Source organism: Enterococcus sp. AZ128 (genome assembly GCF_051714485.1).
In the GTDB taxonomy this organism is placed as follows: Bacteria; Bacillota; Bacilli; order Lactobacillales; family Enterococcaceae; genus Enterococcus_A.
The window spans coordinates 120,346-140,691 of the sequence record NZ_JBIORZ010000001.1; the positions used below are offsets into that span (position 1 = coordinate 120,346).

A 20,346-nucleotide genomic window follows, 5' to 3' on the forward strand; every position below is an offset into this window, starting at 1 on the left:
GGAGGGTTTTTCATGGGAAAAAACCCACAATGGATTTCGGATTTTAACGAAGAAGAGTTGGAATTTGTTAAAAATTTTATACTTACTTCAGGTTCCATCAAGGATTTAGCTGATATCTATTCCATCAGCTACCCAACGATTCGGAAAAAAATTGATAAATTAATCCAAAAAGTTCGGATCAGCGAACGAAAAGAAAACGATTCGATCGTTCTTTTAATGAATGAGTTGGAAAAAGAAGGAAAAATCAACCAAGAAGTTGCACAAACGGTTGTTTCCGAATACAACAAATCCTTAAATTGTTTGATTAAATAGAAGAAAAGATCCATGCTTGAGACAACAGTATCCGTAGTCATTTCCCGTTTTATATGGGAGATGGATACGGATACTGTTTTTTGCTTTTATTTAAATGCAGTGATTTTTTTCTTGTAAATCATTCCACAAGCATCAAGTTCGAAAAAACGGTTCCCATCTCCTATAGTAGTAAAGGATAAAGAAACAGGAGGAATCATCATGGATTATCGCGTATTACTTTACTACAATTATACAAAAATAGAGGACCCAGAAGCCTTTGCCAAAGAACACCGAGCTTTTTGTCGTGAATTGGGCATCATGGGCCGCATTTTAGTTGCGCCCGAGGGGATCAATGGAACACTTTCTGGAACGAAGGAAGCTACTGATCGTTATATGGAAGTCATGCTGGCGGACGAACGCTTTAAAGATACTTATTTTAAGCTGGATGAAAGTGAAGGCCATGCCTTCAAAAAATTATTTGTCCGTCCACGCACAGAGCTGGTCGCGCTGAACTTAGAAGAAGACATTGATCCGAAACAATTGACAGGAAACTATTTAGAACCAAAAGCCTTTCGTGAAGCACTATTAGCTGAAGATACGGTTGTTATCGATGCTCGAAACGATTACGAATATGATCTTGGGCATTTTCGCGGAGCGATTCGTCCAGAGATTCATAACTTTCGGGAATTACCCGCTTGGATTCGTGAGAATAAGGAAGCATTCATGGATAAAAAAATCGTGACCTATTGTACCGGCGGCATACGTTGTGAAAAATTTTCGGGCTGGCTATTGCGTGAAGGCTTCGATGATGTTGCTCAACTACACGGCGGCATTGCAGCATATGGTAAAGACGAGACGACCCGCGGGGAACTATGGGACGGCAAAATGTATGTCTTTGATGAACGCATCAGTGTAGAAATCAATCAAATCGATAAAGAGGTTATCGGTAAAGAGTGGTTCGACGGAACGCCTTGCGAGCGTTATATCAATTGCAGCAATCCGGAATGTAATCGTCAAATGTTGGTTTCTGAAGAAAACGAAGAAAAATATTTAGGTGCTTGTTCTGTTTCTTGTGCTATGCATCGCAATAATCGTTATGTGAAAAAGCATCAGTTGACTGCAGAAGAATGGAATGAACGTGTTGCTTTGATTGAAAAATAGCGAAACTTTTCATAAAATTACCACCTCTACTGTCTTGACACCTAAGAAGTTTTGAACTAAACTAAACAATGAATTAAGTGTCTTGACACATCAAGGAGGATAAAATGAAAAATCATTCTGTTAGAAACCTAACAATCTCGGCATTATTGATCGGATTGGGAATTTTAATCCCAATGGTGATGCCTAAAATCGTGATTGGACCAGCATCATTTACTTTAGCAAGTCATGTTCCTGTATTTATCGCGATGTTCTTTTCACCAGTAGTTGCTCTTGCGGTAGTTTTAGGAACGACCTTCGGATTCTTCATTTCGACAACGCCGATTATTGCATTACGAGCTTTTTCTCATCTGATTTTTGCATTGATTGGAGCAAGCTATTTACAAAAGCATCCAGAGCTGGTGCTGAAAAATGGGAAATTCACTTTGGCAAATGGTCGTTTCCAAGTGTTTAATTTAATCATTGGAATTATCCATGCTGCGGCTGAGATGATCGTTGTATCGGCCTTTTACTTTATGGGGAATATGCCGGATACATTCTATTCACAAGGCTACCTATATACAGTCTTCATTTTAATGGGCGTTGGCGGATTAATTCATAGTTTAGTCGATTTCAATATTGCTTACTTCGTCGCAGGTGCGTTGTACAAACAATTCAACCTGCCGATTTTTGAGAAAGCCATTAAACAAGAAAAAGAATTGCATAAGGTAACAGCTTAAACCGTGATAATAAATCACGGTTTTTCTTTATTCAGAATCTAAAAAATCGAAAAAAATTAGGAATGTTCATAATTTTATTTAGTATCATCTAAAAAAAGACCTTTTATTTGCTTAAATTTAAGTTATATTCTAATCATAATGATTATAGAGTAGAAATCGAGGGCGAGTAAATGGTTCGAGTATTAGTTTTAACTAAAAATATTTTAGCGGAAGAAGTTATAACAAATAAATTACAACATTTAAATTATGAAGTTTTTTGCTCTACTAGTATTCTAGATGATATTCAAATGAATGAGCATGTTTCAGATTTAATCAATCATTTTCCAATCATCATCATTGGGGAAACCGTTTCAAGCTATGAAATGGAATTGATGTTGCCGAAATTAAAGGGTCGTGGTCAGAGTATTCTAAGAGAAGTCGATCATCACCTTAGTGAAGATGAGCGAGTATTCTTAAAAGATCTTGGATTAAGCGGTGCCGTTCAAAATAGTGATTCAGTTGAAGTACTGCGAGAGCAGTTGGCGGAAGTGGCTACACAATATCACGGTCGATCATTTGAACCGGTTGAAGCAGAGGAATGTCCTACTGTGGAAGAAGATTCAGGTCTTTCAGCAATGACATTGATCAACTTATCTTCGCTTGAATTGCAGGTTTTGGAAAAATTACGAAGTTGCCCAGGTGAGATCATCTCCCGGGATGAATTATGTATGACGCTATGGGGCAATGTTTCTCAATCACGTTTGGCTCAGCTTTCTTCATTAGTTAAAAACATCAAGCTGAAGCTGGAAATCCTTGAAGTAGATCAAGAAATCATTCAAACGATTTGGGGCAAAGGGTATCGTGTTCGCAAAGATGTTGCTGTTCAAAATAGATAAGTTTAATGTTGAGAAAAGCTATTACGCTTTTCTCAATTTTTTTTTGTGAAAATTCGAAACGATGCGTTCTTTTTGCAAGCTATGCTAAAATGAAGCAAGTTCACTAGGAGGAAAATTTAGCCCAAGGAGAGACGCTAGTTGAGCCAAATCATATTTTTGACGAGAGATTAATCGATTATTTCAAATAAGGGGTACAATAAAGTGAAAAGAATTTTTTTAACGAGCTTGTTCATGTTTTCCGCAGTTTTTATTTTAGCGGCCTGTGGGAATTCCACCAAGGACTCTTCTGCAACGAGTGAGTCAGTACGATCAAGTGAATCAACAAAAGCAACGGAACAAACGACGGAATCGAAAAATGAGGAAATGACTGTGAAAGAAAAAGTCGATCAAACAATTCAATCAATGACAATAGAAGAAAAAGTTGGTCAATTATTTATGGCGCGTGTGCCGGAGCAGAATCAAGTGGTTGATATTCAAAACTACCATTTGGGCGGTTATTTACTTTTTGACCGCGACATGGATGGCAAAGGCCAAGCCGAGGTTAAACAGGCGATCGAAAGCTATCAAGAGGCCAGTAAGATACCAATGTTCATTGGCTCGGATGAAGAAGGCGGCACCGTCAGCCGTTTAAGCAGAAATCAAATTGTTTCACCAGCTTTCGAGAGTCCTCAAGCTTTATATCAAAAGAACGGCTGGGAGGCAATCACCAATGATATTGATCGCAAGGCGCAGGTTTTTGGTGAGCTGGGGATTCAATTAGGGATGTCCCCAGATGCGGATGTTTCGACAGATCCAGAATCGTTTATCTATGATCGGACAATCGGAATGGATGCGGCTGGAACGAGCCATTATGTTAAACTGAGTGTTGAAGAAATGAAAAAGCAAAAATTAGGTTCCACACTAAAGCATTTTCCTGGTTATGGAAACAATCGAGATTCGCATGTCGAGATTGTGACGGATAATCGACCGATCGAGGAATTGCGGAAAAATGATTTCTTGCCTTTCGAAGCTGGAATAAAAGCTGGGGCTGACAGCATTATGGTTTCACACAATATTGTTCAGGCGATTGACGGCGACCGACCGGCATCAATCTCGAAGCCTGTTCATGATGTGATTCGCAGTGAATTGGGATTTACAGGTGTGATTATGACAGATGATATGGATATGGCAGGATTAGCCGATTTCATTTCTCAAGAAGAGGCGGGGTTGCAGTCCTTGCAAGCAGGGAATGATATGATTTTGTCTTCAAGCTATAGTACTCAGATTCCATTTATATTGGAAGCCATTAAAAAAGGGGAGTACAGCGAGCAGCAATTGGATCAATCCGTGGAACGACTGTTAACATGGAAAGTCGAATTGGGATTGATCAAGTAAAGGGAGGTATTTTTATGTGCGCATCTATGCGTTTGAGAACTGAACGAATCGCCAAATAATGAACGTTTGACGAACTTCTTGTTTGTTCGAACGACAAACGAAGGAGCAATTATGGAAAAACAACAATGGAGAAAAAAATATTTAACGATTTTATCTGGACAGACGGTCTCTTTAATTGGGAGTTCCGCCGTTCAGTTTGCTTTGATTTGGTGGCTGACCAATGAATCTAAATCAGCGATTATGTTGTCCTTAGCCGGATTATCCGCTTATTTACCGCAACTGTTTTTAGGACCTTTTGTCGGTGTTTGGCTAGATCGGCTGAACCGAAAATATGTAGTGATTTTTGCGGATCTTTTTATGGGGCTGGTCGCACTAGCCTTATCGATCTGGTTTTTATTTGGAAATCCTGGTTACTTAGTAGTGATTGCGGCTTTGTTTTTACGGTCGCTGGCAAATGTGTTTCATACCCCTTCGATCCAAGCAATCGTTCCCTTGCTGGTACCGGAGGAAGAATTGGTCAAAGCGAACAGCTGGAATCAATTTTTACAATCCGGGGCTTTCATGCTAGGGCCGGTGTTGGGTGCCGTGATGTTTGCGGCAATGCCGTTATGGGTGATCCTTTTGACGGATTTGATCGGTGCGTTAGCGGCCTGTTTGGCTTTATGGATTGTTGAAGTTCCGGAGATTCCCCGCAGTGAAGCGACTAACCAGCATTACTTGGAAGAGTTGAAGGATGGGTTTAAGGTATTTAAGGAAGATCCTCCGATGTTGATCATCATGGTCTTTTCTTTCTTTATTATGATTTTTTATCTACCTCTGGGGATTTTATTCCCGTTGATGACGAATGTGCATTTTGAATTATCCGCATGGTTTGCGAGTGTGGTGGAATTTTCTTATGCTGTCGGAATGATGATCAGTGCCTTCTTGATTGGGATGAAGAAGGAGTGGCGGGAAAAATTATTGGCCGCACAGTTAGCGAATGTCGGTTTGGCAATCACGTTTATCGGCAGTGGGTTAGTGCCAGCGAATTTAACAGGGTATTGGCTTTTTGTCTTTTTCTGTATTTTGATGGGCGGGGTTGGGAATTTATACAATATTCCATTCACCTCTTACTTACAAGAAACTGTTGCCCCAGAAAAACTGGGTCGCGTCTTTTCATTGTTCGGCAGTGTGATGTCAGGAGCGATGCCGATTGGTTTACTGTTGGCGGGACCTTTGTCCGAAAAATTCGGGATCGCGAAATGGTTTTTGATTTCGGGTATTTTGACATTGATCTTTAGTCTATTGTGTTTAGTGTTTTATCGTCGAGCAAAGGAAAAAGCAAAAGCGGGTTAAAATTTTTATCTTATAATAATTTTTAGACAGTTTATATAATAATAAAAAGCGGTTCTTCTTCCAGTTTTTGGAAAAAGAACCGCTTTTTATTTGACGCTAACTCTGCGAAAACTGGGCTTCATAAAGTTTCTTATAAAAACCATCTTTTTGCAGCAATTCTCGATGATTACCGATCTCGATGATTTGTCCGTGGTCAAGGACAAGGATCTGATCGGCATTTTGAATTGTTGATAAGCGATGGGCGATCACGAAACTGGTATGATCCTTCATCATCGCGAGAAAGGCGCTTTGGATTTTCTGCTCGGTCAAGGTATCAACGGAGCTAGTTGCTTCATCCAGAATCAACATAGATGGTTGGCTGATCATCGTTCGAGCAATCGTCAATAGTTGCCGTTGCCCATCAGAAAGTTTGATCCCGGCTTCTCCTACGATCGTATCTAGTTTATCCGGCAAACGCATCACGAAATCATACATATAGGCATCTTTTAAAGCAGAATAGATTTCTTCATCCGTTGCTGATTTTCGTCCATAACGCAGATTCGCGCGCAAGGTGCTGTCCATCAGCCAAGTTTCCTGCAATACCATGCCGAACTGCTGACGTAAACTATCACGAGTAAAGTGACGGATGTCCGTGCCATCAATGGTGATCGTCCCTCGATCCACTTCATAAAAGCGCATCAAGAGATTGACGAGTGTTGATTTTCCGGCACCGGTTTTTCCGACGATGGCGATTGTTTCACCAGGCTCGACGATCAAGTTAAAGTTTTCGATCAACCGTTGATCTTTTTGATAAGCGAAGTCCACGTGATCAAAAACGACGGTTCCTTTTGCAGCAGTCAACGTAATCGCATCTGGATCATCGGCTTGTTCAACGGGCTCTTTCAGTAATTCAAAGGAACGATCGAGTCCTGCAATCGCTGTTTGAATCTGGATCGTGATCCCAGAAAGCTCGATGAAGGGTTTTGTAAATTGACTAGAATAGATCGTGAAGCTGGAAATAATCCCGATCGTAATATCGCTACCAGATTTCAAGGCTAATAGTCCGCCCACCAGTCCTACCATTAAGTAAGCCAAGTGATCAACAAAACGTGAAGAAGGATTCGTTAGGGAAGACGCAAACTGTGCTTTTTGTCCCCGGACATAGAGTTCTTGATTCAGTGCTTCAAAGTTCGTTTGGTTTTGATCTTCTCTTTGGAATGCCTTGACGATTTTTTGATTGCCGACCATTTCAGTAATGAACCCTGAGATCGAACCGACTAATTGCTGCTGGCTAGTAAAGTATTGTTGCGATGTGCGAGCCACGATATACGTAAGTAAAAAGATGATCGGTGTGGAGACCAAAACGACTAAAGTCAGCATCGGGCTAAGATACAACATAAACACTAGAGCGACTAAGACAACCGTCATCCCAGAGAATACTTGATTAAAAACCGCGGATACGGCGGTAGAAATATTATCCATATCATTGGTGAAGCGGCTGACGATATCGCCCTTAGAACTCTGATCGTAATAACTTAGCGGTAATCTGTTCAGATGAGTAAAGGTTTCTTCCCGCAATTTGGCGACAGAATCAAAGGCAACCGTATTTCCCAAACGTTGAATGAAGTATTGGCTAATGACGGTCACTAAAAAGATGCCGATAAATAATTGAAGAATCTGGAATAGCCGAGCAAAATTGACGGCTCCCTGATTGACCATCTGATCGACCGCTACACCGATATAATAGGTCATCAAGACCGAAGTGATCCCACTTGCGATCCCTAGAATGATCGCGGCAATCAACTCTTTTGGATAAGCAGCAAGGTAAGGGACGAACAATCTTAACGAATGGAAGAAATTCTTTTTCTTGATCATTGGACGGTCCCGCCTTCCTCTTGAGAATTGACCAGCTCTTGATAAAGCTCGGATTCCTGCAACAGTGAATCATGTTTGCCTTGAGCTGCGATTTTCCCATTATCCATTAATAAAATCGTTTCGGCATCTTGGATGGATCGCAATCGTTGAGAAATAATGATGATCCCACAATTGAGGTCGCGTTTCAATGCTTGGCGTAAATCTAGGTCTGTTTGATAATCTAGCGCGGACAATGAGTCGTCTAAAATCAGCAATTTTGGTTTGCGGATCAGTGCGCGGGCGATCGTCAAACGCTGGCGTTGTCCACCGGAGAAATTTTCCCCGTTTTCCAAGATCGGTGTATCCAATCCTTTTGGCAACGTCTCAACGAATTCACTGGCCTGCGCCGTGGCTAAAGCATCCCAGCATTCTTTATCTGAAGCATTTGGCAGTCCCCATTGCAAATTTTCGCGAATCGTTCCGCTGAATAAAACGGCTGTTTGCGGAACGATCGCAATCTCAGAACGCAAACGTTCTAATGACCAATCTTTGACATTACTGCCGGCAAAGCTAACACTTCCTTTAGAGGCATCATAAAAACGCGGAATCAAACTGATCAGTGTGGATTTTCCGCTCCCCGTAGCTCCAGTAATACCAAGAATCTTATTTTCCTTCAGAGTAAAAGAAATATCCTGCAGCGCCAATCCAGATTTTTCCGTATAACGGAAATCTACCTTGTTAAAGTCAATCAAAGGGGCGTGTTCATTCGCTTGCTGTACGTTGCCTTCGTCAGCCAACGTAGTGTCTGTTGCAAACACTTCATTGATTCGATTAGCGGAAGCGGCAGCTCGAGTGAACAGTACGACTAAGTTTGAAACGACGATCAAAGCCAAAAGCATTTGGTTCATGTAATTGATTAAGGCCAATACCTGACCTTGTTCTAAATGGCCGATGTTGACTTTGAATCCGCCAAAATAAAGTAACGCAACAACGCCGGCGTTCATAATCAGTGTTGTGCTAGGTGAAAGCAGGGCTGAGATATTCGCGACTTTTTGATTCAGCCGAGAAATTTCTTCGGTTTCTTCATTGAAATGATTAGTTTCCGTTTTCGTCCGAGCAAATGCTCGAATCACACGAACACCGCTCAAATTTTGAGTTACCAATTGATTCAATTGATCTAGTTTTTGCTGGATATTTTTATACAACGGCACAGAATAATGAATGATCAAAAAGAGGATCAAACAGAAAAGCGGCAATAAGATCAAGAAAATAAGTCCCATCTGCCAGTCAATGTAAAAAGCCATAATGACCGATCCGATACTCAAGAAGGGGGCACGAACGACCAAGCGGATCAGCATCGCCAATGCTCCTTGCATCTGGTTGATATCGTTCGTCATCCGAGTGATTAAGGTGTCCGTACCGAAGCGATTCAACTCGTTATGAGAAAAGCTGTTGATTTTTTCCATCAAGCGGTTTCGCAAAACGGTTCCGAAACCTTGCGAAGCGATCGAAGCATAATATTGACAGATCAGAGCACAAAGCAGACCGACGATGGATAATCCCAACATGGCGACAGTCATCTCGATCACTTTGCCTTGATCATGACGAGCGATTCCTTCATCAACTAAACGCGCCATGAATAACGGCAGAATCAGTTCGAAGACGGCTTCTAGAAATTTGAAAAATGGGCCAAGGATAATCTGTTTTCGATAATCTTTGGCGTAGCGTAAAAGCTGAAACATATAAGCTCCTCCAATATATAAAGTAAATAATCTGCAAAATAGGATCGCTTCTATTGTAACGTATTTGTCAAACAAGTCCGAAACATATACTTACAAAAATAATCGGATACTTCTTTAAGGCGCGCAAAAAAAGAACAGCTAAAAAAGTCAGCTGCTCTTGGGGATTTAGTTTACGGGTCTATAATATTTGGTGTTGTTACTCTTTCTGAGTGAGAACACCAAGTATTGTAGAGCCTATTTTACTAAGGATGCTTCTCTTTGCTCTGAAAGGCCGCTGACCATATCTTGAATCCATTTTGCGCTTTGATTAGTTAAGAAGGGATCGATGACTACGACAGGATAGTCGTCTGGCAAGCCTTCAGAAGATCCCGTTGTAACTAAGCAATCATAGCTTTTCAATTCATCCCAGAGATTTGGCGTACCGCCGGATAATTGTTCAAAATGAAAGATCTCGAAGTTGCCATAAATATTTTCGGAAATTTGTTTTGCTAAGAAACTTTCTTCTGTTGGTGTTAAGTCAGACAATAATAAGATTTTTATTAAGGGTTCCTGACTAGCGAGCCATTCCAAACTATACACTTCGGTCGTTATCAACAAATAGACATAGTTTTGAACAAAATCAGCTTCTTGATACATATGATACTTACTCACAAAGTGTTCAACCAAGTCTCTTACCTTTTGCACGCCGCGTTTATAGACTTTCGAAACTTCTTCGATGAAGACGGAACGATTGCGCCATAGTACGGCTAAATATTTGCCGTTTGGATTGCATAGATAAAAATCATTATTCAATACAGTCGCCAAATCAAGGCAATTCAGATTTGTTAAACGATTCCCCAGCATTTCATTAAACTCTTCAGCCAAGGCAAAGTGCTGCATAAAGAGTCTTTTATACTTGGGATTTTCAGTTAACGCCAGTTCGCGATGTAACAGACTAAAGATAATTGAATCTGAATAAGTCAGCCACAACGTGTCACGGAGCATTTCAGGTGTTAATTCGAGTTCGACGCCCTCCCTGACGGCTTGCTTCAATAATTTATAAGAAAGTCCCTGAGGAAGCGTGATTTTTTCGGCAGATCGTAACTGTTCTTCTGGAAAGGTATGGTCATGTTTGATGCGCCAAAAGCTAATGTACATGTTATACAGCAGCCGTTTTTCAAAAACGTATTTTTGATGAATGCGGTTTACATCAACAAAATCTTGGACATAGCGTTCAAGAATATGGTAATGAGCAGATGGTAATTTGGGAAGGGTACTCTCGAATGCGCTTTGCCGTTCGCTATAAAAACGATAGTAGAAATTTCGAATCTCGCCTTCATTGCCTTCGACACGCAAAGGGCGGTAGCACAATTCTATTCCAGCAGATGACAAGGTCTGTTCGATCTTTTTTAAGTAACGTTGAGTATTGGAGGAGCTTAAATACAATTTTTTTGACAGGGCAGTAATATTTTCGCATTCTTCATACAACAGTTCTTCTATAATCTGAAATTCAGGACAGCTCTTTAAAAAATCGGCATACAAATTTCCTAAACTCAATGAATTATCAACAACAATACGATAAAGCCCTTTAACTTTTATAATCTCCAGATTCGGCTTAAAGGAATTAATCAAATCGATATCATTCAGTAGAATGGGTAAAGAACAATCCAGCTCGCTCAATAATTGATCACTTGACCAACCTCCGCGTCGATAATACAAAAGCTCTAATAGCAATAAGCGACGTTTGTTACTCGTTCCTAAAATTGTGCGAAAATCCATAACCACTCCTCCTTAAAGAATAGTCTTCGGCGGACACTAACGGTTTAGTATATAGGAATGTCTACTAATTTAATTAACAAATAAATAATTTTTATTCCACGTTAACAGACATAGGTGTTGGAAAAGTAAAATTAAAGTAACGATTCGTGTGCTTTTAAAACGATTTCCTTATAAAAATGATAAAGCCAAAAAGCGTTGAAAACAAGTGAAAATTACAAAAAAGTACAATTTTTATTGAAATGTCCGATAAAAAATTGGCATCTTATGCTGTTTTTCTGTCACAATCTGTCATTCCTTTGGATGTCTTATTTTTTTATAGTTGGATTAAAGCTAATAAAGATAGGAGACGAAAAGTATGGAAAAGAAAATTGTACTGATTACAGGAGCGAGCAGCGGGATTGGGTATCAAACAGCGGAGCTGCTTGCGAAAAATGGGTATAAGGTTTACGGAGCGGCAAGAAGGATCGACAAGATGAAGCCGTTGAATGAATTAGGGGTGAAGGCCGTTTATTTAGACATTACGCAAGAAGAATCGTTAGAAGCATTGGTGAGCGCTGTTATAAAGGAAGAAAAAAGAATCGATATTTTAATCAATAATGCGGGGTACGGGTCACTAGGTGCGATAGAGGATGTCACGATTGAGGAAGCCAAGCATCAGTTCGAAGTCAACCTATTTGGGTTGGCTAGATTGACACAGTTGGTTCTGCCTCACATGAGAGCACAGCACGCAGGACGAATCATTAATATCTCTTCAATGGGCGGACGCTTGACGACGTATTTTGGAGCTTGGTATCATGCGACCAAATATGCGCTGGAGGCATTTAGTGATGCTTTAAGAATGGAGGTCGCCATTTTTGGAATTGATGTTGCCTTAATTGAACCTGGAGTAATCAAAACGGATTGGGGAATCATCGCGGCGGAGCATTTAGCGGAATCAGCGAAAGGCGGAAATTATGAACGATTCGCGGCAGAGAAGTCTCAGGGGATTAAGCGGCAATATCAGTCGAATTGGGGGTCAGATCCGAGTATTGTCGCTAAAACGATATTGAAAGCTGTCAATCAACGGAAACCTAGAACACGCTATTTGATTGGCTTTGCCGCAAAGCCTTTAATTTTTTTCAAGGCGCTTTTACCTACGCGTCTCTTTGATATAATAATTAAAAACGTAAGCTGAAAAAGGAAGGAGTAGACCAATGAAGTTGATGATCTCTCAACAATTCCAAGATTTTATTCGTCACTTAGGGATACCAGTCGAAGACCTCCTAAGAAGAGCGGATATTCCAAACTTGCTATGGCAAGACCATTTAGAATTATCCGACAGGGATTATGTTCGTTTATTTCAAGAGCTGGATCGCCTCACTACCGATGCGCAGCTGCTGGGTTTTAGTCAGATTGAACATCTTCATTCATTTATGCCGCCATTTTATGCTGCGTTGTCTTCTAAAAATGGCAAGGAAGCGATTGAACGCTTTGCAACGTATAAAAAGCTTGTTGGTCCGGTCAAGGTCAAGCTTGAAGAAATCGCTGGTGATTTAGTGATTCATTTTTCTTTTCTTGGTGGTGACCAGGCGCTGCCAAGATTCGCTATTCTGAATGAACAATTATTATTGATCAGTTTAATTCGAACGGGCACGAAGGATTTGACGATCAAGCCCCGCAAAATTGAAAGTCCGTTTTCCTATGGCGCCGAGCTGGAAGCCTATATCGGAATCAGTCCAACGTATAGTAAAACCAATTGCTTGATTTTCTCTGCGTTAGATCTGAAGAAAGCATTTTTCACGCAAAACAATCCAATGCTGGCGTATTTAGAACCTGAATTGAAGCGACGTTTGGATCAACTGGCGGAGGTTGAAACGTTTACTGATCTGCTCCAAAAAGAACTATTTTCCGCGATTCCCAGTGGTCAATGTACCTTAAAAATAGTCAGTCGCTCCTTCGGTATGAGTCCACGGAGCCTTCAGAGAAAATTAACGGTAGAACAGACGACCTTTAACGAACAGGTTCAATTGGCGAAGCGGGAATTAGCAGAACGCTACTTGCAAGAAACGGTCTTGCCGACTATCGATGTGGCCTATTTACTTGGTTACACTGAGACAAGTTCCTTTGCTAGAGCCTTTAAAAGCTGGACAGGAAAAACGATCTCTGAAGTTAAGAGAGGCTAATTAGGTCCTAACTGGCTTTTTTTTACCATCCATGGAATAATTGAACCTAAGTATTGTTTCATTGAGGGGGATGAGAATGGAGAAAATTTTTACAGTTGTTGTGCTATTATTTTTCTGCTATTCATTTATTGGCTGGTTGTGGGAAACGATTTATTGTTCGATCAAAGCGAAACATTTTGTCTATCGCGGCTTTTTATTAGGTCCGATTACACCTATTTATGGCTTTGGAGTTGTTGGTGTCCTCTACTTTATCGAGCCATATCAGAAGAATATCGTGTTGTTGTTTTTCTTAGCGTTGATACTCGTCACGGCTCTGGAATATCTCACGAGTTTTCTATTGGAAAAAATCTTTCATCTGACATTGTGGGATTATAAAGACGTACCATTGAATATCAATGGCCGTGTAGCGGTACCGGTCTCGATCTTTTGGGGCTTGGCATGTGTTTTCATCGTACGTGTCTTGAATCCTTATTTAATGAATCTGATCGTCGGCTGGCAGCAGCGCTTTGGAATCTTTTTACCGATGGTCTTGCTAATGGTGGTTAGTTTTGATCTGGGCTTCACCCTAGCCAATTTAGCATCACTGCGTCAGGCAATGAACAAGATGAGTACGACTATCCAGGACAAAAAAGAGCAGCTGCAATCTGATCTGGGCGGATTGAAAGTCGCTGCAGAAGAACGTTTGCAAAACCGTCAATGGTTAACAGAGCTCAAGGATCAGCCAGAATGGCGGAAACAGTTGCCGAAGCTGAATTTCCAAGAGCGTCGCTTTTTGAATAGCTTTCCAAATATGAAATCGATGGAAATCAAGAGTCCATTAGCGGAAATCCGTCAGTTATCGAAAGAATTGCGAAAAAAATAATATTACAAAAATATGACAAATATTAGTCCTTCCAAAGCCTGGGGGGACTATCTTTTTGGCTGAAATGGAGAGAAATAAAGCAAATGTTACTAAACTGCGCATCGTTTTGTAATGAAATGTAATCTGGGTGAAACAAAAAGACCGCCTTTTTCTCGTATAATGACGAAGGGTAAATAGAAAGGTGGACTTTTAAAGGTGAAAAAGCAAATGTTTGGGTTCGTTGCTACGCTAATTTTGGGTGCTAACGTACTTTTACCAGTCTTTGCACATGCAGAGTCACTGAATGATTTAGATAAGAAGGAATCCGCAATCGCGAGTCAAAGCGATAAAATCAGCGGAGAGTTGCAGCTTGCACTGAACGATGTTAATGAGAAATATCAAGAGGTCAATGATATTCGGACTAAAATCAGTCAAAATGAAGAAACATTAAAAAAGACCAAAACAGAGATTACTGAAACGGAGCAGAAGATCGAGCAACGGAAAGAAGCGATCGCTGAACGGATGAAAGCAGCACAAGTCGGCGGTATGACGGATCGATCGATCAATGCCTTGTTAGAGTCAAAAGATCTCGGTGAATTTCTGAACCGTGCTTTTGCAATGTCCGTTATTCAGAATGCTGAAAAAACCAAAGTAGCGAGTTTAGGCGAAGCCAAAGATAAGTTGACCGAGCTGAAAGCAACACAAGAAAAAACACAAACCCAATTAAAACAAGATAGTCAAAGCCTTGATGCTGAGACAACAAAGCTGGACGATAAAAATGGCGAACTTAAAACAAGAGTTAGCCGATAATAAAACAAGTTTAGAAAAAATCAGTCAAGATAAAGAAGTAGAAAAAGCGCGACAAGCTGCTGAAAAAGCAAAAAAAGCCCAAGCAGAAAAAGAAGCGAAAGAAGCTGAAACTGCAAAAGCTGAAGAAGCGAAGAAAGCTTCTCAACAAGCTGCAGCACAAGAAAAAGCGAACGCTGAAGCGGCATCACAAGCTTCTGCACAGTCGTCAAAACCATCTGCAGCTGCTTCAAGTGCACAACAATCAACAACACAAACAACTGAACAACCAAAACAAGAAGTGACGCAGCCAGCAGCACCGGATACACCGACAACGTCTGGCCGTACGATTCAAATGGAATCAACGGGTTACTCATGTGCAGAATCAGTAAATACGTATTTCACAGCAATGGGGATTGACCTACGTCAAAACCCGCAAGTCGTTGCTGTTGATCCAAGCGTTATTCCACTAGGTTCAATGGTGGAAGTGTCAGGTTATGGTATTGCAATCGCAGGAGATACTGGTGGAGCGATTAAAGGAAATATCGTCGATGTCCACTTTCCAACAGTTGAACAATGTATCCAATGGGGACGTCGTTCAGTAACCGTGACTGTTATTAGTTAAATAAAGTGAAGTCCCGAATGAAATCAATTGATTTCATTCGGGACTTTTTTTGACATGAATAAATCGCTATGCAGCAGGTATATCCGTGTTCGGCTTCACGAACTAGCTTTTCTACGCAAGCTACGAATACAGTTGCTGCTAAATTCCATTAAGCAGCAACTAGCTTTATTGGAAATAAGCAAAAATATTTCGAAATTTGAGAAGCACCAAGTAGGTACCAATCAACATCAGTTCCTTGCGATCACTGTGTTTCTTGGCAATTTAGAAATATTTTGGTCTTATTGTTGAGAGACACAGCGATTACTTGCAGAGCTGATGTGGAACAGTACCTAATTGGTGCTCAAAAGTTGAGCGAGTTCGCGAAGCCTTTCTTACGTATTCTTCAGATAAATTGAATAATACTATTATTGTTGATTGTCTAAGCCGACGCACCGTGATAATAATGAAAAACAAAACTTTATCATGAGCAATCATCTTTTGCATTGCGAAAGAAATAATTGAGTAACGGATTATAAGAAAAATGATTTTTGTTATAAAACTAACTATACGATAAATCTTATAAAGGCCGAAAAAACCGATAATGATTCTATCTTGACGTGTATACCTTAGTTAAAATAAGTATTATTTACAGTTATGTAAAGAGTTTTTACAAGCTATTTAAATGTCATTTTTCAACACTTTTACATGTTACTCATTTAACAAACAATGAAAAATACTGTATCGTAATATGTGTAGAATAACTCGTGTTACTTAATAATGAAATTGTGGAAAGGTGATATGTAAAATGATTAAATTGTATACGTCAGCTAGCTGTACTTCTTGTAGAAAAGCCAAAGCTTGGTTAAAAGAAAACGGACTGGCCTTTGAAGAAAGAAATATTATGTCTGAACCTTTAACGAAAGATGAGATCAAAGAAATTCTTGCGTTAACTGAGACAGGAACGGAAGAAATTATTTCAACACGCTCAAAAGTCTATGAAAAATTAGACATTGATTTCGATACATTGTCGTTGAATGAATTAGTAGAAATAATCGAAAAGCATCCAAGCTTGTTGAGACGCCCGCTGGTCTTTGATGAGACGAAGTTCCAGGTTGGTTACAACGAAGACGAGATTCATCAATTTATCCCGCGGGAAGTTCGCAGAGTTACGTCAAAGAAAATGGCCAGAGTTCTACTGTATTTAGATTTGCAGAAAGAAAGTCTCGCATAGGTATAACTATAAAATAACTCCCCATTCTGTTCTTCTTAACAAAGAGCAGAATGGGGAGTTTTTCATAGTTATGTTTGGCGAATCAAATAGTCAAAGGCTCCAAGAGCGGCAGTCGCGCCAGAACCCATGGAAATAATGATTTGCTTATAGGCACTGTCTGTACAGTCCCCGGCAGCAAAGATTCCTTCAACATTCGTTGCGCCGTGTTTGTCCACTAAGATCTCGCCTCGATCACTCAAATCAACAGAGCCAGTTAACCACTCAGTGTTTGGCATTAATCCGATCAAAATGAAGACCCCTTCAACATTCAAGGTATGTTCTTCATTTGTCAGGCGATCCGTGTAAGTCAATGCCTCAACGTGTGAAGAGCCAGTGATTTCTTTCGTTGCTGCATTGGTGATCACTGTGACGTTAGTTAATGAATAAAGTTTTTCTTGCAGGACTTTATCAGCTTTTAATTCCGGTAAGAATTCTAAAACATAAATATGTTTAGCTAGACCAGCTAAGTCGATCGCTGCTTCAATTCCAGAATTTCCGCCGCCGATGACAACGACTTCTTTGTCTTTGAACAACGGACCATCACAATGCGGACAATAAGCAATCCCTTTATTTTTGAATTCTTTTTCACCAGGAACATTGATTGCGCGCCAACGTGCACCGGTTGAAAGAACTGCGGTTTTGGCTTTTAACTGCGCCCCGTTTTCCAATTCAACTTCAATCAAGTCATTTTTCTTGATTGACTTAGCACGTTGCCCCTTCATGATATCTACGTCATATTGCTTCACGTGTTCTTCCACTTGACGCATCAATTGCGGACCTTCCACGTAAGGCGTACCGATCACATTTTCAATACCTAATGTTTCTAGAACTTGACCGCCGAAGGTTTCCACGACCATTCCCGTTTTGATCCCTTTACGTGCCGCGTAAATAGCAGAGCTGGCACCAGCAGGACCGCCACCGATGACTAGGACATCAAAGGTTTCCTTGTCGGCGAACTCATCCGCGCTCATTGGACCGCTGACTTTCTCGATGATTTGTTCGATGGTCATCCGACCACTGTCGAATTCTTCATCATTTAGGAAAACAGTTGGCACGGCCATAATTTCCTTTTCATCGATTTCCTGCTGATACATGCCGCCTTCAACCATCGTATGGGAAATTTTTGGATTTACCACTGACATGATGTTCAGTGCTTGAACGACATCTGGACAGTTATGGCAGGTTAGACTGACATATGTTTCAAAATTAAGTGTCCGATCGATAGCTTTGATTTGTTGGACCATGCTGTCTTCGATCTTAGGCGCGCGTCCACCAACTTGCAGTAAAGCGAGAATGAATGAAGTGAATTCATGCCCCATTGGTAAACCGGCAAAAATGATACCACTGTCTTTGGCGCCTTTTTGATTCAATTCAAAGCTCGGTGTTCGTTTTAATTTTTTTGCTTCAATCGATATCTTTGCATCCATTTCTGCAACTTCAGTTAGGAAATCTTCAACCTTTTTAGAGTTGTCAGATTCGTCTAAGGAAGCAGAGAAGATGACTTCGGATTCTAATAAAGCTAAATATTGTTTGAGTTGTTCTTTCGTTTCGATATCTAACATAGGGACACCTTAAATCTTGCCAACTAAGTCAAAGCTTGGTTTTAGAGTTTCGCCGTCTTCTTTCCATTTTGCAGGACAAACTTCACCTGGATGTGTGCGAACATATTGAGCGGCACGAATCTTATCGATCAAACCGCTTGCGTCACGTCCGATACCATCTGCATTGATTTCCATCGCTTGAACGATGCCATCTGGATCAATGATAAACGTTCCGCGTTGTGCTAAACCAGCTTCTTCGTCTAAAACATCAAAAATACGAGAGATATGATGAGACGGATCACCAATCATTGTGTATGTGATCTTGCCGATAGCGTCTGATGTGTCATGCCATGCCTTATGGGTGAAATGAGTGTCGGTCGAACAAGAATAAACCTCAACGCCTAGCTCTTGCAATTTTTCATACTGATCTTGTAAATCTTCTAATTCAGTCGGACAAACAAAAGTAAAATCTGCTGGATAAAAACAAACGACAGACCATTTGCCTTGTAATGCTTCGTGAGAAACCTCGATAAATTTACCTTGACGGTAGGCTTGTGCTTGAAACTCTTCAACTTGTTTTCCAATTAATGACATGAATGAACCCTCCTGATTAATAGTGAGAAAATATTCTCTTAATTGATAAAAGGAATCTAGAAAAAGCTTAAATTGATATCCTTTTATTTAAAATAATTATAAACAGAAACTCATTCCATTGTAAATGGTTTTTCGGGACTTTATTGAAATTATTTATCCAAAAATACTAATTTTTTTAGCAAAAATGATTTTTCTCAAAGTGGAATCGACCATTTTAGGGTGACAATCATCTAGAGAATGCTGTTGCATTGGGGATCAAATGCCGTCATAATTGAGAAAAAGAATAAGTGGGTGAGAAGATGAAGCGGGTACTTTATTTTCTTTCGTTGGTAATTTTGGGATTGCTGTGGAGTGTGCCTGTCCAAGCTGAAAATAGTTATGTGGAGGATCAGGCCAATGTCTTGTCTTCCGAAACGAAAGAAGAAATCTATCAATATAATCAAAATTATAAAGATTTGGAGCTGCGACCTCAATTAGCGGTGGTTACTTTAGAGGAGCTGCCAGAAGGACAGTCGATTGAGACATATGCCAACGAAAAATTCAATGAGTTGGGAATCGGCGATGAAGCTCGTGATTCTGGTGTATTGTATATGATTGCAGTAAATAATCGTAAACAGCGGATCGAGGTAGGCTATGGATTAGAAGAGATGATTCCTGATGCTTTGGCGATGGATCTCATGACGGAGAAAGCCAAAGACTATTTTCGAGCAGAGAACTATGATAAAGGAGTCTCAATTGTTGCAGCGAATATAAATGAGGTCTTGCAGGGGAATAAAAAAGCAGAGGATTTTAAACCGGGACTGTTTACTAGATTATTTTCAGGACTATCTTTTTGGGAAATTATTACAGAGCGTGTGGGTCCTGCACTTCTTGTACTTGCATTTGTCTATGCCTTTATTGAACCTCCGATAGTAAAATTATTTATCTATCGAAAAGCTAAAAAAGCATTTGCGATGGATTTAAAGAATAGAGTAAAGGAAGCAGATCCTAAATATCAAAACTATTCCATTAGAAAAATGATTCACTGCAATGAACCACCTGTTGCAGAAGCGAAAGCCATGATCAAAAAACGATACGGAAAGCGAAAAAGAAATAAGCCGACGTATTATGATTTTACTTTTGCATTCGGCAACTTAACGCTATGGGGGTTATTATGGAAAAAGAAAAGAGCTATCCAAAACTATTCGGTGTACTACCACCATCGAGAGACATGGACCAGCAGCAGTTCGAGTGACAGCAGCTCAAGCGGCGGGGATTCATGGGGTGGTGGCAGTTCTGGTGGCGGCGGAGCAAGTTCAGATTGGTAAGACTGTTGAGGAGCAATCCTTAGCAGTCTTTTTGACATAAAAAAGTATAAAATGATCAGACAAAACCAGGCAGGGCGTGGGTTGAGGCGAGCTACTTGTCCATTTAGATTCTTTTTTAAACAAATAATATAAAGTTTTGAGTTTTGTTTTTTACGA

General features: G+C 40.3%; 18 protein-coding genes. 13 read left to right on the forward strand and 5 right to left on the reverse strand.

Translation table 11 applies throughout. The features are described from left to right. The first annotated feature begins 12 nt into the window (after window positions 1–12). The 6 genes from IGI38_RS00495 (at window position 13) to IGI38_RS00520 (ending at window position 5,752) form a co-directional block, all read left to right on the forward strand. The gene (locus tag IGI38_RS00495) at window positions 13–312 is read left to right on the forward strand and encodes a DUF2089 family protein (RefSeq protein ID WP_438725534.1); all 300 of its coding nucleotides are present in this window, start codon (window positions 13–15) and stop codon (window positions 310–312) included. 198 nt (window positions 313–510) lie between these two features. After that, entirely contained in the window at window positions 511–1,452 is a 942-nt protein-coding gene (trhO, locus tag IGI38_RS00500; protein ID WP_438725535.1) for an oxygen-dependent tRNA uridine(34) hydroxylase TrhO, read from the forward strand. Between the two features lie 104 nt (window positions 1,453–1,556). Continuing rightward, the gene (locus IGI38_RS00505; RefSeq protein ID WP_438725536.1) at window positions 1,557–2,168 is read left to right on the forward strand and encodes a hypothetical protein; all 612 of its coding nucleotides are present in this window, start codon (window positions 1,557–1,559) and stop codon (window positions 2,166–2,168) included. Between the two features lie 170 nt (window positions 2,169–2,338). Further along, a complete protein-coding gene (locus tag IGI38_RS00510) occupies window positions 2,339–3,043 on the forward strand; it encodes a helix-turn-helix domain-containing protein (RefSeq protein WP_438725537.1) in 705 nt (234 codons plus the stop codon). A 231-nt stretch (window positions 3,044–3,274) separates the two neighbouring features. Beyond that, window positions 3,275–4,417 carry a glycoside hydrolase family 3 protein gene (locus IGI38_RS00515; protein WP_438730217.1) on the forward strand — a complete coding sequence of 381 codons (1,143 nt, stop codon included), beginning with the start codon at window positions 3,275–3,277 and terminating at the stop codon, window positions 4,415–4,417. A 111-nt stretch (window positions 4,418–4,528) separates the two neighbouring features. Further along, window positions 4,529–5,752: an MFS transporter gene (locus IGI38_RS00520; RefSeq protein ID WP_438725538.1), complete on the forward strand. Its 1,224-nt coding sequence runs from the start codon at window positions 4,529–4,531 to the stop codon at window positions 5,750–5,752. A 96-nt stretch (window positions 5,753–5,848) separates the two neighbouring features. Here IGI38_RS00520 and IGI38_RS00525 read toward each other — a convergent pair whose 3' ends face one another. The 3 genes from IGI38_RS00525 to IGI38_RS00535 form a co-directional block, all read right to left on the reverse strand. Continuing rightward, on the reverse strand, window positions 5,849–7,606 hold the full coding sequence (locus tag IGI38_RS00525; protein ID WP_438725539.1) for an ABC transporter ATP-binding protein: 1,758 nt from the start codon (window positions 7,604–7,606) through the stop codon (window positions 5,849–5,851). Then, a complete protein-coding gene (locus IGI38_RS00530) occupies window positions 7,603–9,327 on the reverse strand; it encodes an ABC transporter ATP-binding protein (protein WP_438725540.1) in 1,725 nt (574 codons plus the stop codon). The genes IGI38_RS00525 and IGI38_RS00530 overlap by 4 nt, the downstream gene beginning before the upstream one ends. Window positions 9,328–9,561: 234 nt before the next feature. Next, window positions 9,562–11,085, reverse strand: coding sequence for a helix-turn-helix domain-containing protein (locus IGI38_RS00535; RefSeq protein ID WP_438725541.1), 1,524 nt, complete (start codon window positions 11,083–11,085; stop codon window positions 9,562–9,564). 355 nt (window positions 11,086–11,440) lie between these two features. Here IGI38_RS00535 and IGI38_RS00540 point away from each other — a divergent pair, with 355 nt between their 5' ends. The 6 genes from IGI38_RS00540 to spx all read left to right on the forward strand — a co-directional run bounded on the left by IGI38_RS00540 (window position 11,441) and on the right by spx (window position 16,709). Then, the gene (locus IGI38_RS00540; RefSeq protein WP_438725542.1) at window positions 11,441–12,259 is read left to right on the forward strand and encodes an oxidoreductase; all 819 of its coding nucleotides are present in this window, start codon (window positions 11,441–11,443) and stop codon (window positions 12,257–12,259) included. Between the two features lie 19 nt (window positions 12,260–12,278). After that, the gene (locus IGI38_RS00545) at window positions 12,279–13,247 is read left to right on the forward strand and encodes a helix-turn-helix domain-containing protein (RefSeq protein ID WP_438725543.1); all 969 of its coding nucleotides are present in this window, start codon (window positions 12,279–12,281) and stop codon (window positions 13,245–13,247) included. A 76-nt stretch (window positions 13,248–13,323) separates the two neighbouring features. Then, window positions 13,324–14,109 carry a putative ABC transporter permease gene (locus IGI38_RS00550; RefSeq protein ID WP_438725544.1) on the forward strand — a complete coding sequence of 262 codons (786 nt, stop codon included), beginning with the start codon at window positions 13,324–13,326 and terminating at the stop codon, window positions 14,107–14,109. A 195-nt stretch (window positions 14,110–14,304) separates the two neighbouring features. Then, on the forward strand, window positions 14,305–14,898 hold the full coding sequence (locus IGI38_RS00555; RefSeq protein ID WP_438725545.1) for a coiled-coil domain-containing protein: 594 nt from the start codon (window positions 14,305–14,307) through the stop codon (window positions 14,896–14,898). Further along, the gene (locus tag IGI38_RS00560; protein WP_438725546.1) at window positions 14,867–15,499 is read left to right on the forward strand and encodes a 3D domain-containing protein; all 633 of its coding nucleotides are present in this window, start codon (window positions 14,867–14,869) and stop codon (window positions 15,497–15,499) included. The genes IGI38_RS00555 and IGI38_RS00560 overlap by 32 nt, the downstream gene beginning before the upstream one ends. Before the next feature lie 784 nt (window positions 15,500–16,283). Then, window positions 16,284–16,709 (forward strand): transcriptional regulator Spx, encoded by a 426-nt coding sequence (spx, locus tag IGI38_RS00565; RefSeq protein ID WP_438725547.1) that lies wholly within the window; start codon window positions 16,284–16,286, stop codon window positions 16,707–16,709. A 68-nt stretch (window positions 16,710–16,777) separates the two neighbouring features. Here the strand turns inward: spx and ahpF are convergent, their stop codons facing one another. Beyond that, window positions 16,778–18,310, reverse strand: coding sequence for an alkyl hydroperoxide reductase subunit F (gene ahpF / locus IGI38_RS00570; protein ID WP_438725548.1), 1,533 nt, complete (start codon window positions 18,308–18,310; stop codon window positions 16,778–16,780). A 9-nt stretch (window positions 18,311–18,319) separates the two neighbouring features. Continuing rightward, entirely contained in the window at window positions 18,320–18,883 is a 564-nt protein-coding gene (gene ahpC / locus IGI38_RS00575; protein ID WP_438725549.1) for an alkyl hydroperoxide reductase subunit C, read from the reverse strand. A 299-nt stretch (window positions 18,884–19,182) separates the two neighbouring features. On the opposite strand from ahpC, the gene IGI38_RS00580 reads away from it, so the two are divergent. Beyond that, complete coding sequence (locus tag IGI38_RS00580; RefSeq protein ID WP_438725550.1) at window positions 19,183–20,190, forward strand: TPM domain-containing protein; 1,008 nt, start codon at window positions 19,183–19,185, stop codon at window positions 20,188–20,190. Window positions 20,191–20,346 lie beyond the last annotated feature (156 nt).